Raw genomic sequence first — 16,528 nt, forward strand, 5'->3', positions numbered from 1 at the left:
TAGGCAAGTACGCTGGAGTCGTCTTGATCACAGGGATGAAACCATGCAAAACATAATCGCATCAAACGAAGCCAAGGCCCGTCCGGTCCAACTGGTGCTGAGCCAGGCCACGACAGCGGCGGAATTGCGCGAAGTGCAGCGTTTGCGTTACAAGGTGTTTATCGAGACCATGGGGCTGACGTCGCTGGCCAACGCCGATGGCCTCGACAGCGATGAATTCGACGCGCATTGCGATCACCTGATCGTGCGCGACGCCGATACCCTGAAAGTGGTGGGCACCTACCGCGTGCTGAGCGCGGCCAAGGCGGCCAAGATCGGCCGGCTGTATTCGGAAAACGAGTTCGACCTGAGCCGCCTGAAGAACCTGCGCGGACGCATGGTCGAAGCGGGCCGCGCCTGCATCCATCCGAAATACCGGGGCGGCAGCGTGATCATGCTGCTGTGGTCGGGCCTGGCCGAGTACATGCGCCGCGAGCGCTGCGACTACCTGGTCGGCTGCGCCAGCATCAGCCTGGCCGATGGTGGCCATAACGCCGTCGCCGTGTACCAGGCGCTGGCCGAAAAGCACATGGCCCCAAGCGAATACCGCGTCACGCCGCACCTGCCTTTCCCTATCCACCAGGTGGAAGCGGCGCACAAGCCGCAAGTGCCGCCGCTGATCAAGGGCTATCTGCGTTCGGGCGCCTGGATTTGCGGCGAACCGGCGTGGGATCCTGATTTCGAAAGCGCCGACATGTTCATGATGATGCCGCTGGCGAATCTGGACGAACGCTATGCGCGCCATTACGGGGTGGTGCCTGGCTAAGGCTAGCGCCGGGAAGTGATGCCTGCAGCTGGCCGGCCAGGGCCTGCACGGCGCTGCGCAAGCCGGTGTCCGGGCTGTCGGACGGCAGCAGTTCAAGCAGGAAGCGCAGCGGCGCCGTGATCGTTTCGGGTTCGCCGATGCTGCCGTGGCGCCGCACGGCGTCGTGGTACAGGGCCAGGAAAGCGGCGCGCGCGGGCGCGTCGAAGGGCTGGCCGTCCGGCACCTGCCACAGGGCCGCCAGCAGTGCGGCGCGCACGGGGGCGCCGGCGTCGATGGCGCGGTGTTCGTCCGCGTGGCGCTGGCGCGCGTAGGCGATGGCGTCGTGCAGCAAGTCGCCCAGCTGCGGATCGAGCGCGCGCCAGGCGCCGCCGTCGCCATGGGCTTTCAGCAGCAGGGCACCGGCCAGCACCTGGAAAATCAGGTCGCAGTCGGCCACGCCGCTGCGCCGCCGCGCTTCTTCCAGCGCGGCCAGGCAGGCATCCGTCATGGCGCGCAGGGCCTGCGCGCCCGGGTTTCCTTCGCGGCAGGCCAGGCGCGCCTGCAAGGCCCAGTAGCTTCCCAGCAGGGCCAGGCGCTGTGCCGTGGGCGCCAGCGCCACCAGCAGGTCGATATGCTGTTTTCCATCCTGCAGCAACCGGCGTCCCTGCGCCATATCGGGCACGGCCGGCACCTCGATGCCGGCGCCCGCATCGAGGCCGCACAGGGCCGCGCCCTGGCGTATCTCCAGTTCCGCCCAGTGCGCCAGCGCGCGCAAGCCCACCTTGCCGTCGGCCGCGCTGTGCGCCGCCCGGTAGTGTTCGATGGCGCGCAAGGTGTTCTCCAGTCCACCGAGGCCGGCGCGCGTGGCGGCCATGTTTTCGCGGATGTCGGCGCAGCCGAAGAAGCGGGCGCGCACGGCTTCCTCGATGCTGGCCAGCTTTTCCTCGATGGCCGCGCGGCGCGCAGGATCGGCGCCGGCCAGGCGCGCGTGCAGGGTTTCCAGGTCGGCCAGCAAATGGCCGTGGTAGTGGTAGTCGGGCGCTTGCCAGGGGCGGCTCTGGGTGTTCGGAAAGCGGTAGCGGTCGTCGCCATACGCCTGATAGGCGCCCCAGGTGTTCGAGGCCGGGAACTGCAGATAGGCCGCCTCGCGCGCCAGGCGCACGGCGTCGCCGAAATATTCGCCGCTCAGCATGGCGTGATAGAAGCTGTGCGCGAAGATGCTGGCCGCCTGGTCGTCGATGCGCCAGCCGGCCGCGATCACGGCCTGCGAACCCATTTCAATGAAGGCCGTGGCCAGGCTGGCGGCAAGTTTCGACCACGGCGCGATGGCGTCCGGGCGCATGTCGCCCAGGTGGCAGCAATTGATGAAGACGAATTGCGGCACGCGCTTCAATTTACCCACCTGCGCCGCCGTCAGCCGCGTCTTCGGTCCCAGCACCAGGCCCGTATGGGCGATGCCGGGGCCGGCCACTTCGCCGTGGCCGGCCAGGTGGATGGCGAAATAGCGCTCGTCGAACAGGTGCACGAGCACGCGCTGGGCCTGCGTGCGCAGCAGCTCGCGCACCTGGTAGCCGTACGTGCTGAACATGTGCGCCACGTCCTGCGCCTCGGCCTGCGCGGCGGGCAGTTCGGGCAGGCCGGAATCGGTGTCGCCGATCACCAGCACGCTGTTGCTGGGCGGGCTGACGGCGGGCGGCTGCTCGCGCAGGCTGGCCAGCTGGCGCACCATGCCGATGCGCGTCGACAGCGGGCTTTCCTCGCTGCCCGCCTCGTCGCGCATCAGTTCCCACGGATAGATGGCGGCGCTCTGGTCGACGGCCAGGATCAGGCCGCGCATTTCGGGGATGGCCGCCTTCAGGCCATTGGGCAGCATCAGTTCGTACAGGGCGCGCGACAGGCCCGGCTGGTCGGTGGTGTTGTCGGTGGCGTCCATGATCAGGCCATCGACGGCCTGCCGCTGGTTCGGTTCCTCGTCGACGCTGTTGTGGGCGCGGTCCGTCAGCACGGTGAAGCGCAGGGCGCCGGAGAGGTCGGCGGCGACGATCTGCACGCGGCGCCAGCCATTGTCGCCGCTCAGGCTGGGCAGGATGCGCCGGTAGCCGCCGGGGCTGTGGCGGATGCGCCGCTCGAACGTGAAGCTGCCCTGGTAGCGCGCTTCGGCCATGATCTGTTCGATGGCCACGGCGGCGGCGATGGCGCGCGCCTCGGACTGTTCATAGATGGCGATGTGGCCGATGCGGCACGCCATGCCCGCGTCTTCCAGGCGCCGGTTGGCACTGCGCGCGCCATCGATCAGGGCCCGCGCGCACAGGGCGATGCTCAAGCCGCCATAGCCGGAACCGGACAACAGGCTGGCCACGCGCAAGCCGTGTTCGCCCATCGGCGGCGCGGCCACGTGGCCGGCGGCGCGCACCTGCAGGCAGACGCACGCGTATTCGAGCAGGCCGCCGGCAAAGGCGCGCGCCAGTTCGCCCGGCGTCAGCTCGCCCAGCGCGCCCAGGCCGATGACGATGGCGCCGCCGGGACGGCGCGCCGCGTCGGGCTGCAGCACCACGAGGGCGGAGTCGGGGCGTTGCGGAAAGCGGCCCAGCGCGTGGATTTCCTGCAGCTTGCCCGCCAGCAGGCGGTCGAGAAAACTCATGCTGCCGCGCAGCGATTCGGACGCGTAGCAGCCGCTCATGACGGGCGCGTCGGCCGAGGCCATGCTGCCGTGGATGACGGATAGGCTCAGCTGCGGCGCGCGGCTTTCCGGCGCGCTGGCCGGGCCGGCGGCGCCGATGGCCGCGTCGAGCAATTCCTGCGGCTGCGGGTACAGCGGCGTCGCCTCGGGCACGTAGGGATGGAAGCGGGGCGGGGCGCCGCCGGGCGCGTGCGGCGGGTGGCGCGGCAGGGCTGCGGCCTGGCCGCTGTCGAGCAGCTGCGCGATGGCCGGGTAGTAGTCTTTTTGCAGCAGCAGGTCGCCATGCGCCACGGGCAGGTAGCAGGCCGCCACGCCGTCGGGCACCGCGCCTTGCCAGGCCGTGCGGCCATCGCCGTCGGGCGACCAGGCCGTCTCGATGCCGCCGTCGCGCAGGCGCAGCGCCACCGGCGTGTCGGCGCAGCCGGCCAGGTAGCTGCAAAGGCGGGCGTCGAGCGGGGCCGCTTCCAGCAAGGCGACGGTGGCGCGCGCCGCAGCCAGCGCTTGGGCCTCGGGCGCCTGCCAGCCGCCGGGCAGGTTCGCTTGCGCGTCGCCGGCGGCCAGCTGCGCCCAGGCCTCGGGGTCGAAATAATCGATGCCGCCCGCCTGCGGCCACGGCAGCATGTCCAGCACGCCGGGAAAGGCGCGCACGAAGCCGAGAAACTGGCGCCGCGTGTGCTTCCAGCCGATCCAGCACGCCAGCATCTGCACCAGCCAGTCGCGCCCCAGCAGCACTTGCACCATCGCCTGCGTGCCGCGGTTGGCCGTGCCCACCTGCAGCAACCGGCTGCCGGGCAGGGCGCCGAAGCGCTGCCAGCGGTCTTTCAGGGCCAGGCGCGCCACCAGTCCGCCCATGCCGTGGGCGACGATGCGCAACGGTTGTCCGCGCTGTTCCGCGTCGCGCATGGCGTCGTCGAGCACGGGCAGGAAGGCGCGGCACGACTCCTGCAGCGACAATCGCCAGTCATAGGTAAAAGGCCGCACTTCCTGGCTTTGCGCGAGAAAGCGGGCAAACGGTTCATAGCACGATTCGATCCAGCCGGCGCTGACGATGTGCGGCTGGCCCACGGCCAGGCGTTCGATGCGTCCTTCAACGAGGTTGACAGGGTCGAACCAGATGCGGTTGCTGCCCACTTGCAGATGGCTGCCCATGATATCGGGCAGCAGCAGCACGATGGGCGCGTGCGCGCGCCGTTTCGGCACTTCGCCGCCGCGCGCCAGCGGGCCGTGCTCGATGCCGGGCAGCGGCTGGTAGGCTGCCTCGTCGCCGGTGAGCACCTGCACGGCGGCCTGGCTGGACGGCGCGCGCTCGAAGTAGTTCAGGTGGTGCGTGTGCGGCCCGCGCAGCAGCAGTTGCCGCACCGGCGTGCTGCGCGTGGCGCCGCCGGCCATCGAGGCGCAATTGACCACCAGGTCGTTCTGCCCGCCGTACAGCTGGTCGCCGAGGCAGTCGCCCAGCCAGCCCAGCAAGCCATCGCCGCTGCAGGCGCCGGCCAGCACGTGCAGCGGACTGGCCACGCGCACGTCGGGCGCGTTGAGCAGCGCTACCAGCGGCGAGTCGGGCATCATCGCTTCCAGGCCGGGCAGGATGCGCGCGTCGCAGCGCTGCCGCACCACGGCCAGCAGGAAGGCCATGGCGCCGTCGGGAACGCCGCCGTGCAGCAGCAGGTTGAACATCACGCTGGCCCAGCGGTCGAGGCGGCCCGACATCAGGGTGGTGCCGCGCGCAGGACACGCCACGCGCACGAAGCGGGCGATGCGGATGGCGCGCGTCTTCAGTTCCACGCTGAGTGCGCGCAGGCGCGCCGCATCCTCGTCGTAGCCGCCGCGTCCGCCCAGCCGCGCCTGCGCCGTGAAGTGTTCGATATCGTGGCTGTTGAACGCTTCGCCACCCACCGTGTTTTCGCTCAGCCGCTCCAGGCCGTCGCCGGCCAGGTCGACGGCGCCGCGGCTGTCGATGCGCTGCGCGCGCGCCAGCAATTCGCCCACCAGGCCGCCGCGCGAATGGGCCAGCAGGTGCAGCACGGCGCCGTGCGGCAGCTGGCGCACGAGGGCCAGCGCATTCTCGATGGGGCTGTCGCTGAGGCTGCGGTGCTCATAGCCGTAGATGCGGTTGCCGTATTGCGCCGCCAGTTGCGGCGCCAGGCCGTTGCGCCACAGGCCGCCAAAGCTGCGCCGGGTCGACGAGGCCGTGCCGTGCAACAGCAGCAGCACCGGTTCCGGCCCGGCGGGCAGGCTGGCGACGGCCGTCATGCTGCCCGCCTCGATGCCGCAGCGGTACAGGCCCAGGCGCTGTTCCAGCTGGCGGTCCTGGAAGGCGCCCGCCGCCGCCAGCGCCGTCATGGCGGCGGCGCCGCAGCGGTACACGCGCACGGCGCGCAGCATCCAGGCGCCCAGGCCGTCGCGGCTGGCGCCGGGCGGCTGGCGCGCCGCCTGCGGACGCAAGGCCAGTCCCACTTCGATGCTGGCGGGCGCGCCGTCGCGCGCCACCGTGGCCGGCCCCAGGTAGCGTGGCAGATCGAGGCTGCCCGCCAGCAGCGAACTGCCGTCGCACAGCAGCAGTTGCACGACGTCGGCCGGGCCGATATCGAGCATGGTGCGGCAGCTGCCGATGCCGCGCGCGCTGGACAGCACATGGGTTTCGGCGTGCCAGCCGGGCGCGGCGGGGCAGTCGCCGGCGCTGGCGAGGGGATCGCGCGTGAGCGTCAGGCGCAGCACGGACGGCGCAAGGGGATCGCTGGACATGCGGTTGGGATCGCTGGTTAAAAGCTGACCTTGATGCCTGCTGGGACTATGCGTGTTGTGTCAGATCAAGTTTGCGTGGAAATGCAGGGGGGGAGAAGCTGGAGAGGGCTTGCTGGAGCGGGAGGGCAGAGAAACGGTCAGCATGGTTTGGGCTGGGTCTCTTCGCTATCGTGCTCGGATGTTGTGCGGTGAGCGAACTACGCGAATTGTATGGCAAAAGTTCATTGCGCCGGGAACCTGGGGTGCCTGGCATGGCATTACAACAGCGGGTGCTTCAATGGACTGGCGTGGCGGACAGTTCCTTCAGTTCGCGGATGGTGATGTCCGATTTTTCATGCATGCGCAATAAAATCGTTGCACCGACCGACAGTTTTCCGTGCCGAATCTTGCTGATGATGGGAGGCTGAACTTCCAGGACACGGCACAGTTCCGCATCATTTTTCAAGTTCAACTTCTCGATCAAGGTATCGAGCAGCTTGTTGGGCACAAAACTCGATGGTTCGAGCGCACGCGCCCGGTTCATCGCTTCAATCATTTCCAGCTTCTTTTGCCGAACGTTCATTTACTCCTCCTTCAGGTTATGCAAGGGACGAGACCACTTTATATGGTCCCGGCTATAGTTCGTCATCGCAGTACGGCTGTCTGGGTGACGTGACAACATTCGCGTTACAACATTGATAACCAGGCAAGTGTTTAAATAATACTACGATAACAAAACTTGTGACAGATGGTCAGTTAAATTAACTGATTGTTTGATCAATTTGGTTGACGATTGTTGTATTTTGTAATCCGCTTTTCGTCAGGATCATGGTCCGGTCCGCCATTTCGGCGGCGGCCAGCGAATGCGTGACCATGATCGCGCAACTGCCGTTGGCCTTGATTTCGGCGCGCAGCAATTGCAGGATGCTGTGCGCCGTGTCCGGGTCGAGGTTGCCGGTCGGCTCATCGGCCAGCACCAGCGCCGGCTTGTGGACGAGCGCGCGGGCGATGGCCACGCGCTGCATTTCGCCGCCCGACAATTGCTGCGGGAAGTCGCCGCCGCGTCCGCCCAGGCCGACGGCCTCGAGCATGCTGGCGGCACGCTCCTGGGGCAGTCCGTTGAGCAGCAGCGGCAGGGCCACGTTTTGCAGCAGGGTCAGGTGCGGCAAGACGTGGAACGCCTGGAAGATAAAGCCCATGCGGGCGCGACGCAGCCGGGTCGCGGCGGCGTCATCGAGGCTGGACATGGCAATGCCGTCCACCAGGATAGGGTGCGCTTCGGCACCCGCGTCGGGCGTATCGAGGCCGGCGATCAGGTTCAGCAGTGTCGACTTGCCCACGCCCGAGTCGCCCATGATGGCGATGAATTCCCCGGCCTTGAAGCGGCAGGAAATGTTGGCCAGCACGGGACGGGCATTGGCATAGGACTTCGACAGATGGCGCAATTCGAGCATGGTGTTAACGGTTACCGTAAAGGGAGGCACGCGGGGGAGAGGGGGGCCTGGGAACTGCAATGGCGCGCGGATTGTTTGGCCGGCAATGTGTAGTATACGACAGGCTTATGCTTTTTGCTTGGTAATACCAATTTTTCTGTGCGCAGCCTGTTTGACCTTAAGTTACCTGCCGCACGGCTGGCTTGTGCGGATTCCGTTATGATGGAAAAAAGTCATCGGCAAGGCGCCTGCAAACCGCTATGGCAGGGGCGGCGCGCCCGTTGGCTGACCGTGCAAGCCCTTCGTGAACCTAATATTGACGACGCCAGCCCATGACCATGCCACTTGCGCAACAGCAGTCCAATTTGTATCCCGCCAGCAACGCAGAAGCGGCCAGCGCCACTCCTGCCACGATAGCCGAGATCAGCAGCGGCCTGCTGGCGCGCGATGCCTGGACCTCGCCCAAATACCTGTACGACGCGCTCGGTTCGAAACTGTTCGAAGCCATCTGCGCCTTGCCCGAGTACTATCCGACGCGCACGGAAGCGGCCATCTTCGCCCGCCACGGCGCCGAGATCGCGCACGCCGTGGGGCCGGGCAGCACCCTGATCGACTTGGGAGCGGGCAATTGCGCCAAGGCCGCCAGCCTGTTTCCGCTGCTGCATCCGGCCCAGTACGTGGCCGTGGATATTTCCTACGATTTCCTCAGCGAATCGCTGAGCCGGCTGCAGCAGCGCTTTCCGCACATCGAGATGACGGGTCTGGGCCTGGATTTCTCCAGCCGCCTGGACTTGCCCGACAGCGTGCGCGACGCGCGACGCCTGTTCTTCTACCCCGGCTCGTCGATCGGCAATTTTGCGCCTGAGCAAGCGACCGCCTTTTTGCGCCGCCTGCGCGCGAATGCGGACGGCGATGGCGGCCTGTTGATCGGTGTCGACCTGATCAAGGACGACGCCATCCTCGACGCCGCCTATGACGATGCGCTGGGCGTCACGGCCGCCTTCAACCTGAACATGCTGCGCCACGTGAACGGCCTGATCGGCGCCGACTTCGACGTGCGCGCGTGGCAGCACCACGGCTTTTTCAACGCCGACGAGCGCCGCGTGGAAATGCACCTGGAAGCGCGCAGCGAGCAGCTTGTCCATTGGAAAGGCGGCCAGCGGCGTTTCGCGAAAGGCGAGCGTATCCATACGGAAGATAGCTACAAATACACGCGCGCCAGCTTCGTCGGCTTGCTGGAGCAGGCCGGGTTTTCCACCGTGCAAGTCTGGACGGACCCGCAGCAGTGGTTTGCCGTGATTTACGCACGCGTGATCAGGGACTAAGAAAAAGATGCTGATCGATCACTACAACAAGGTGCGCCAGCACTCGCTGCTGCTGGCCGAACCGCTGTCCGACGAGGATTGCGGTGCCCAGTCGATGCCGGACGCCAGTCCCGTGAAATGGCACCTGGCGCATACGACCTGGTTTTTCGAAACGTTTATCCTGGAAAGCATGGAAGCGGCGTTCGCGCCCTTCCACCCGGCCTTCCGCGTGCTGTTCAACTCGTATTACAACGGCGTGGGCGAGAAGCACCCGCGCGCCCAGCGGGGCTTGCTGACGCGCCCCGGCATGGCCCAGGTGCGCGCTTACCGCGCCGACGTCGATGCGCGCATCGCGCGCCTGCTGGCGGGCGAACTGGCGCGCGAGGAGCGCGAACGGCTGACCATGCTGCTGGCGCTGGGCCTCGAGCATGAGCAGCAGCACCAGGAGTTGCTGTTGACGGACGTCAAGCACCTGCTGGCGCAGAGCGCCCTGTTTCCCGCTTACCTTGACACTGCGCCTGCGCCGGCGCAAGAACACGTGCAGCCGGCGGCCTGGCTGGCGTTCGACGGCGGCCTGGCGCAGATCGGCCATGCGGGCGATGGCTTTTGTTTCGACAATGAATTGCCGCGCCACCCGCAATACGTGGCGCCGTTCGAACTGGCCAGCGCGCTGGTGACGAATGGGGAATTTCTCGCCTTCATCGAGGCGGGCGGCTACCGCACGGCGCATTTGTGGCTGGCCGAAGGCTGGGACTGGGTACGCAGCCAGCAGCTGGCATGCCCGCTGTACTGGCAGCGCGACGAGGCGGGACACTGGCAGGAATTCACCTTGTTCGGTTTGCGCCCGCTCGACCTGCGGGCGCCGGCCACGCATCTGTCCTTGTTCGAGGCGGACGCCTATGCGCACTGGGCTGGCGCGCGCCTGCCGACGGAAGCGGAGTGGGAGCTGGCGGCGCAAGGCACCGCCGTGGAAGTTGGCCAGCTGCATCCGGAGGCCGCCGGCGCGCCGGGAACGGGATTGCGGCAGATGTTCGGCCACTGCTGGCAATGGACCAGCAGCAGCTACGCGCCGTATCCGGGCTACCGCACGGCACCCGGGGCGCTCGGTGAATACAACGGCAAGTTCATGCTGAACCAGTATGTGCTGCGCGGCTCGTCCTGCGCCACGCCGGCCGGCCATGCGCGTGCCAGCTACCGCAATTTCTTCCCTGCCGGCGCGCGCTGGCAATTTTCCGGCATCCGCCTGGCACGCCAGGTGGAGTAATCGGCTTAGTGCAAGCGCGGGACGGCAGGTGGCGGCGTTTTGCCTCCGGCATTCTGTTCCAGCTTGAACTGGCTGACGAGGGTTTCCAGTTCGCCCGCCTGTTCATGCATGGCCGCCGCAGCCGCGGCCGCTTCCTCGACAAGGGCCGCGTTTTGCTGCGTCGTCTGGTCCATCTGCATGATGGCGGCATTGATCTGCTCGATGCCTTCGCTTTGCTCGTGGTTGGCGACGCTGATTTCACCGACGATGGCGCTGACCCGGCCCACGCTGGCCACCACTTCATCCATTGTGGCGCCCGCCTGGCTGACCAGCTGCGCGCCCTGGCCGACCCGGTCGACGGAGTCGGCGATCAGTTCCTTGATTTCCTTGGCCGCCGCGGCCGAGCGTTGTGCCAGGTTGCGCACTTCGGAGGCTACCACGGCAAAGCCGCGTCCCTGTTCGCCGGCACGCGCTGCCTCGACTGCCGCATTCAGGGCCAGGATATTCGTCTGGAAAGCGATGCCGTCAATGACGGCGATGATGTCGACGATCTTGCGCGACGATGCATTGATGGCGTCCATGGTGCCGACCACTTCCGCCATGGCCGAGCCGCCGCGCTGCGCGATGGCCGACGCCGAGCGGGCCAGGCTGTCGGCCTGGCGCGCATTGTCGCTGTTGCTGCGCACGGTGCCCGTCAGTTCGATCATCGACGAGGCTGTCTCTTCCAGCGCGCTGGCCTGCGCTTCCGTGCGGGCCGACAGGTCGGCATTGCCGCTGGCGATCTGGCTCGACGCGACGGCAATGGTGCCCGTGCCGCCGCGCACTTGCCCCACCAGGGTGGCCAGGTTGGTGTTCATGTCGCGCAGCGCTTGCAGCAACTGGCCAGCTTCATCCTTGCCGTCGGCCACAATCTTGCTGCTCAAGTCGCCTCCGGCCACCGCTTGCGCCACGCGCAGGGCATATGCGATCGGCGTGGTGATCGAGCGCGTGACCCGCCAGGCAAAGAGCACGCCCAGCAGCAGGGCGGCCGTGCCCAGGCTGGCCATCAGCACATTGGCTGCGGAAATATTTTGCTTGATTTGCTGGCCGCCATGCACGACGACGCCGCGCTGGATTTCATTCAGGCGGTTCACGGTCTTTTGCAACTGGTTCAGGGCGGGCAGGGTGTCGTCGCGCACGTGCGAGGCCGCTTCCGCGCGCTGTCCCGCCACCAGCAGCTTGTCGGCCTGGCTGAACGAGACGACATAGGCCTTGCGCTGCTGCTTCAGCGTAGCCAGTAGTTCCTTGCCTTCAGGCAGCACGATCAGGCGGTCGAGGATGGTCAGCGCATCGGTGATGGTGGCCTTGTTGGCGTCGATTTCACCGTGGATGGCGTTGGCGCGGGCCGGATCTTCATGGATGAACAGTTCCAGCACCAGTGCCGCGTTCGAACGCGTGGTGCTGCGGATGGTGGCGATGGCGTCGGCCTTGGCCCAGTCTTTCTCGATGATGGCTTCGCTGAGCGCGCCGATCTTGTCCAGCCGGAAAAGGCCCGTGCCTACCAGCACTGCCATCAGCAGCAGCACCACGCCAAAACCGGCGCCCAGGCGCACGCCTATCTTCATATCCGTCAATTTCATACTGATTCCCTCGGTAGCTAGTGATCTGTCTCCGGTGGTCTTGTTATGAAATGATTATACGGCTGGCGATACCTGATTTGCACTACTAATTGCCTTATAGAAATGAAAAAGCGGCACGGCGATCAAGCCGTACCGCTTTTTCTCCCTATGAGAGATGCTTGATCCGTGTTCAGGCGGCGCTGGCAGCCACGTCGGCCGCTGTTGTTTTTTCGGCGTCCGTCTGCTTGATGCGGCGGTTCACGGCCGACAAGACGGCCTTGAACGAGGCGGTGACGATATTGCTGTCGATGGCGGCGCCGAACAGGGTCGGACCGTTATCGAGGCGCAATTCCACGTAGCAAGCCGCTTGCGCGTTGGCGCCGGAGCCGATCGAGTGCTCATGGTAATCCATCAGCTTGATGTCGAGACCGAGCGCGTTGACGAAGGCATCGATGGGGCCGTTGCCGCCGCCTTGCAGGGCCAGCGGCGTCTGGCGGTGCGACAGGCTGATGTCGATTTGCACGGATTCGTCGCTGCTCGTGTCTTCCACCATGCGGTGCGAAGCGTAGGCGTACGGCGCCGTCTGCTCCAGGTATTCCTGCTGGAAGATTTCATGGATATCCTGCGCGGCGATTTCGCGGCCCGTGGCATCAGCCACCGCTTGCACGGCGCGCGAGAATTCGATCTGCAGGCGGCGCGGCAAGACCAGGCCGTATTCCTGTTCCAGCAAGTACGCCATGCCGCCCTTGCCGGACTGGCTGTTGACGCGGATCACGGCGTCGTAGCTGCGGCCCAGGTCGGCCGGGTCGATCGGCAAGTACGGCACTTCCCAGATGCTGTCCGGTTGTTGCTTGGCGAAACCTTTCTTGATCGCATCCTGGTGCGAGCCGGAGAAGGCCGTGAAGACCAGGTCGCCCGCATACGGGTGGCGCGGGTGGACGGGCAACTGGTTGCACTCTTCCACGCATTTGCGCACGCTGTCGATGTCGGAGAAATCGAGGCCCGGGTGCACGCCTTGCGTGTACAAGTTCATCGCCAATGTCACCAGGTCGACGTTGCCCGTGCGCTCGCCATTGCCGAACAAGCAGCCTTCCACGCGGTCGGCGCCCGCCATCACGGCCAGTTCGGCCGAGGCGACGGCCGTGCCGCGGTCGTTATGCGGGTGCACGCTGATGATGATGGAATCGCGGCGCGCCAGCTTGCGCGACATCCATTCGATCTGGTCCGCATACACGTTGGGCGTGCTGCATTCCACGGTCGATGGCAGGTTGATGATCATCTTGTTGGCGGGCGTCGGCTTCCAGATGGCGCTGACGGCGTCGCAGATATGCTTGGAGAAATCGAGTTCCGTCGTCGAGAACGACTCCGGCGTGTATTCAAAGCCCCATTCCGTTTGCGGATGCTGGGCCACCAGCTGTTTGACGAGGGTGGTGCCGGTGGTGGCGATGTTCGTGATTTCCTCGCGCGACATGCCGAACACGACCTTGCGGAACACGGGCGCCACGGAGTTGTACAGGTGGACGATGGCGCGCTTGGCGCCGACGACGGATTCCACCGTGCGGCGTATCAATTCTTCACGCGACTGTGTCAGCACGATGATGGTGACGTCGTCCGGGATGCGGCCTTCATCGACGAGCTTGCGTACAAAATCGAAATCCGTCTGCGATGCCGATGGGAAGCCCACTTCGATTTCCTTCAGGCCGATGGCGATCAGCATCTCGAAGAACCGCAGCTTCTTTTCCGCGCTCATCGGCTCGATCAGCGACTGGTTGCCGTCACGCAAGTCGGTGCTCATCCAGATCGGCGGTTTGCTGATGATCTGGTTCGGCCATTGACGGTCGGTCAATTTAACTGGAGGAAAGGCGCGGTATTTGGAAGCTGGGTTTTGCAACATCATGATCGGGTACTCCTGAAAATAGGGGGAAATCAATGGTTGTGGCGCAAGCTTGCCGGGCGGCCACGAGACACTAGGCCAGGCAAGCGATCGGTAGCGGTAGCAGAGCGGCTGCGATGCCAGCAGGGGCGGTCGCAGTGGGGATTACGTGTACGAATGGGGATGGTGCAAACATCATCAAACCTTCCAGGGTTTTTTGAAACACGCCGGCGTGTGGCCAGGCGAAGCAAAGCGGCAAACTTATGCGCGTGCTAGGTGTAGTCGCGATAGCGACAGCAGGGAAGGGGATGGATGTTTGAAGGAGGACATGCACTCAATGTAAGGGAAGTCGGGCCGGGCTGTCAAGCGTTTCCGTGCTACATGTAAAGCACATGCGCTGCCTCGTCGGGCATTTCCTGTGCCATGCGCGCCAGGATGCGCTGCAACTGGGCCGCATCGTGAGGGAGCCGTGCCGCGAAGGCTGGCCAGCCGCGCAGCTCGATCTGTTGCGGCATGTCCACCAGGCCCGTGACGGCATCCCAGAACGCATCCCAGTTCATGCCATAGAAGGAAGGGAAAGCCAGCGCGGTAGCCAGGGCCGCATGCAGCTGGCGCGGCGAGTTGATCTCGCTCAAGTCGATTGTCACGAGGGCTTGTCGATTCATCCTATTTCCTTGAGCAAGTTCCGCAGGTCCGTTTCGGCAAAATGGACTGGACGCCGCTACGGCGCCGATTTTTGGCAGCGTGCGGAAAATTGCATGGTGGCACTGTTTTCAAAAGGGGAATTGAACTCGCCCTTTACCTGCGTCAAGTTGCCAGTAAAGCGCATGGTCAGCGGGCCGCTGGCCGGCCCTGCGTCGTATGTGCAAGACAGGCGGTCGCCGCTTTGCCGGCAGCCGTAAAAGTTGCCCGCTTTGCCGCGCCCGTCAACCAGGTGGGTGCCTTGCGCGCCGTGCTGGTCGGGGGCGTCGAAGCTGAGCTCAATCGTGTGCTCCTGCGTATCATTGGGAATTTGTATGTTCCCCGTACAAGTAAAGCCCTCCATTCTTGCCGCGATGCTATCCTGGCGCTCCGTCGCCGTGACGGGGGCGGCGTTGGCGCAGGCCGCACCCAGCAGGGCTGCAACGAGCAAGCATGGGTGCGCGATGAGATGGAACAGGTCTGTTTTCATAAGCCGCTTAATGAAAGTGGGGGAGGTGGGACGCCAGGGGCCAGTCTAGCAGCCGGCGTGGCGCGCACGGTTCGGAACATTGTCATTTGTAAACATTTAAGACGGGCTTCAGTGCGGGCGGCCCCGCTTGCGCTACAATCGGCTCTCCTTTATTGCCACTGCCGCGCGCGGTTTCCCCTCTCCACCATGCTCCCTAAACGCCTGACCCTGCTTGCCCTGGCCGCCTTCGTGCTGGCCGGCTGCGATACCACCGCCCCGAAACCCATCCAAGTATTGACGCCACCCGAACCCATCGTCGTCACGCCGCGCAAGATCAAGATCGGCCTGGCGCTGGGCGGCGGCGCGGCGCGCGGTTTCGCGCATATCGGCGTGATCAAGGCGCTCGAATCGCAAGGCATCCAGGCTGATATCGTCACCGGCACCAGCGCCGGCAGCGTGGTGGGCGCCATGTATGCGGCTGGCAACTCCGGCTTTGCCCTGCAAAAGATGGCGTTCGACATGGACGAGGCGGCCATTTCCGACTGGGCCTTGCCCCTGTTCGGCAAGTCGTCCGGCGTGCTCAAGGGCGAAGCGCTGCAAAGCTATGTCAACAAGGCTGTCGGCGGCGTGCCGCTGGAAAAACTCAAGATTCCATTTGGCGTGGTGGCGACCGATCTGAAAAATGGCCAGCCGATCCTGTTCCAGCGCGGTAACACCGGCATGGCCGTGCGCGCCTCGTCGGCCGTGCCTGGCGTGTTCCAGCCCGTGACGATTGCCGGCCACACCTATGTCGATGGCGGCCTCGTCGCTCCTGTGCCCGTGCGCTTCGCGCGCGACATGGGCGCCGATTTCATCATCGCCGTGAATATTTCGTCGCAAACGGATACCCAGAAGGCCATCAGCTCGATGGAAGTGCTGATGCAGACGTTCGCCATCATGGGCCAGCGCATCAATCAGTTTGAATTGAAAGATGCGGACGTGGTGATCCAGCCCAGCCTGGGCACCATGAAGGGCAACGATTTCAACAGCCGCAACCAGGCCATCCTGGCGGGCGAGCAGGCGACCTTTGCCGTGATGGCGCAGCTCAAGCAAAAGCTGAAAGCCAAACGCGAGCAGTGATGAATAGCGCCACCGCGCATTTCGTATACAATTTTGTTTCAACATAACAAGGATGCACCATGCAATCGAAACCGATTTTGACCCTGGACGACGTAAAGAAAATCGCTGCCGCCGCCGAAGCGGAGGCGGTCAAGAATAACTGGGCGGTCACGATCGCCATCGTCGACGACGGCGGCCACCTGCTGTGGCTGCAGCGCATGGATGGCGTGGCGCCGATCTCGTCGCACATCGCCCCATCGAAGGCCAAGACGGCCGCGCTGGGCCGCCGCGAATCGCGCATCTATGAAGAGATGATCAATGGTGGCCGCGTGTCGTTCCTGAGCGCGCCGGAAATCGACGGCTTGCTCGAAGGCGGCGTGCCCATCGTGTTCGATGGCCACTACGTGGGTGCCGTCGGCGTTTCGGGCGTGAAATCGGCGGAAGATGCGCAAATCGCGAAAGCGGGTATCGCTGCTCTGACAGCCTAAGTAGTAACCGATATTGCTTTGCAAGCCGCCTCGCGCAAGCCGGGCGGCTTTTTTCATGGGGCAGGGGATTTATGCTGCTGCGCAAAAAAATGCCGGGCCTTCTGTACTTTCTTCCTTGTGGAAAAGCTTCCTTTTGGTTATAATTCAAAGGTTTAG

The 16,528-nt window shown here is 65.1% G+C and carries 12 protein-coding genes; 5 read left to right on the plus strand and 7 right to left on the minus strand.

Annotation, left to right across the window (positions count from 1 at the left end; translation table 11 throughout):
* Positions 1-43: 43 nt before the first annotated feature.
* Positions 44-805 (plus strand): GNAT family N-acetyltransferase, encoded by a 762-nt coding sequence (locus SKZ59_RS20075; RefSeq protein ID WP_046683713.1) that lies wholly within the window; start codon positions 44-46, stop codon positions 803-805.
* Here the strand turns inward: SKZ59_RS20075 and SKZ59_RS20080 are convergent.
* From SKZ59_RS20080 to SKZ59_RS20090, 3 genes are all read right to left on the minus strand, one after another.
* Complete coding sequence (locus tag SKZ59_RS20080) at positions 738-6,206, minus strand: CHAT domain-containing protein (RefSeq protein WP_319992752.1); 5,469 nt, start codon at positions 6,204-6,206, stop codon at positions 738-740. The genes SKZ59_RS20075 and SKZ59_RS20080 overlap by 68 nt on opposite strands.
* Positions 6,207-6,480: 274 nt before the next feature.
* Positions 6,481-6,768, minus strand: coding sequence for a hypothetical protein (locus tag SKZ59_RS20085; RefSeq protein WP_034757399.1), 288 nt, complete (start codon positions 6,766-6,768; stop codon positions 6,481-6,483).
* Between the two features lie 178 nt (positions 6,769-6,946).
* A complete protein-coding gene (locus SKZ59_RS20090; RefSeq protein ID WP_034757401.1) occupies positions 6,947-7,639 on the minus strand; it encodes an ABC transporter ATP-binding protein in 693 nt (230 codons plus the stop codon).
* Positions 7,640-7,950: 311 nt separating this feature from the next.
* On the opposite strand from SKZ59_RS20090, the gene egtD reads away from it, so the two are divergent.
* Together egtD and egtB are read left to right on the plus strand one after the other, a co-directional pair.
* Positions 7,951-8,943, plus strand: coding sequence for an L-histidine N(alpha)-methyltransferase (gene egtD / locus SKZ59_RS20095; RefSeq protein ID WP_319992753.1), 993 nt, complete (start codon positions 7,951-7,953; stop codon positions 8,941-8,943).
* Between the two features lie 7 nt (positions 8,944-8,950).
* Positions 8,951-10,186: an ergothioneine biosynthesis protein EgtB gene (gene egtB, locus SKZ59_RS20100; RefSeq protein ID WP_319992754.1), complete on the plus strand. Its 1,236-nt coding sequence runs from the start codon at positions 8,951-8,953 to the stop codon at positions 10,184-10,186.
* Positions 10,187-10,191: 5 nt separating this feature from the next.
* Here the strand turns inward: egtB and SKZ59_RS20105 are convergent, their stop codons facing one another.
* The 4 genes from SKZ59_RS20105 to SKZ59_RS20120 form a co-directional block, all read right to left on the minus strand.
* Positions 10,192-11,784, minus strand: coding sequence for a methyl-accepting chemotaxis protein (locus tag SKZ59_RS20105; protein ID WP_319992755.1), 1,593 nt, complete (start codon positions 11,782-11,784; stop codon positions 10,192-10,194).
* Positions 11,785-11,953: 169 nt separating this feature from the next.
* Complete coding sequence (gene leuA / locus SKZ59_RS20110) at positions 11,954-13,660, minus strand: 2-isopropylmalate synthase (RefSeq protein WP_070304348.1); 1,707 nt, start codon at positions 13,658-13,660, stop codon at positions 11,954-11,956.
* Between the two features lie 353 nt (positions 13,661-14,013).
* Positions 14,014-14,301 (minus strand): barstar family protein, encoded by a 288-nt coding sequence (locus SKZ59_RS20115; RefSeq protein WP_070304349.1) that lies wholly within the window; start codon positions 14,299-14,301, stop codon positions 14,014-14,016.
* Between the two features lie 56 nt (positions 14,302-14,357).
* Positions 14,358-14,807, minus strand: coding sequence for a hypothetical protein (locus tag SKZ59_RS20120; RefSeq protein WP_319992756.1), 450 nt, complete (start codon positions 14,805-14,807; stop codon positions 14,358-14,360).
* Positions 14,808-14,993: 186 nt separating this feature from the next.
* Between SKZ59_RS20120 and SKZ59_RS20125 the strand changes: the two genes are divergently transcribed.
* A complete protein-coding gene (locus SKZ59_RS20125) occupies positions 14,994-15,905 on the plus strand; it encodes a patatin-like phospholipase family protein (RefSeq protein WP_070304351.1) in 912 nt (303 codons plus the stop codon).
* Between the two features lie 59 nt (positions 15,906-15,964).
* Positions 15,965-16,372 carry a GlcG/HbpS family heme-binding protein gene (locus tag SKZ59_RS20130; protein WP_034786036.1) on the plus strand — a complete coding sequence of 136 codons (408 nt, stop codon included), beginning with the start codon at positions 15,965-15,967 and terminating at the stop codon, positions 16,370-16,372.
* Positions 16,373-16,528 lie beyond the last annotated feature (156 nt).

The sequence above is a fragment of the Janthinobacterium sp. GMG2 genome (assembly GCF_033949445.1).
In the GTDB taxonomy this organism is placed as follows: domain Bacteria; phylum Pseudomonadota; class Gammaproteobacteria; order Burkholderiales; family Burkholderiaceae_D; genus Janthinobacterium; species Janthinobacterium aestuarii.

Coding starts and splice junctions, on each gene's coding strand:
- SKZ59_RS20125 (WP_070304351.1), top strand. CDS start 14,994: ATGCTCCCTAAACGCCTGACCCTGCTTGCCCTGGCCGCCTTCGTGCTG.
- egtD (WP_319992753.1), top strand. CDS start 7,951: ATGACCATGCCACTTGCGCAACAGCAGTCCAATTTGTATCCCGCCAGC.
- SKZ59_RS20105 (WP_319992755.1), bottom strand. CDS start 11,784: ATGAAATTGACGGATATGAAGATAGGCGTGCGCCTGGGCGCCGGTTTT.
- SKZ59_RS20120 (WP_319992756.1), bottom strand. CDS start 14,807: ATGAAAACAGACCTGTTCCATCTCATCGCGCACCCATGCTTGCTCGTT.
- SKZ59_RS20115 (WP_070304349.1), bottom strand. CDS start 14,301: ATGAATCGACAAGCCCTCGTGACAATCGACTTGAGCGAGATCAACTCG.
- SKZ59_RS20085 (WP_034757399.1), bottom strand. CDS start 6,768: ATGAACGTTCGGCAAAAGAAGCTGGAAATGATTGAAGCGATGAACCGG.
- SKZ59_RS20075 (WP_046683713.1), top strand. CDS start 44: ATGCAAAACATAATCGCATCAAACGAAGCCAAGGCCCGTCCGGTCCAA.
- SKZ59_RS20080 (WP_319992752.1), bottom strand. CDS start 6,206: ATGTCCAGCGATCCCCTTGCGCCGTCCGTGCTGCGCCTGACGCTCACG.
- SKZ59_RS20090 (WP_034757401.1), bottom strand. CDS start 7,639: ATGCTCGAATTGCGCCATCTGTCGAAGTCCTATGCCAATGCCCGTCCC.
- SKZ59_RS20130 (WP_034786036.1), top strand. CDS start 15,965: ATGCAATCGAAACCGATTTTGACCCTGGACGACGTAAAGAAAATCGCT.
- egtB (WP_319992754.1), top strand. CDS start 8,951: ATGCTGATCGATCACTACAACAAGGTGCGCCAGCACTCGCTGCTGCTG.
- leuA (WP_070304348.1), bottom strand. CDS start 13,660: ATGATGTTGCAAAACCCAGCTTCCAAATACCGCGCCTTTCCTCCAGTT.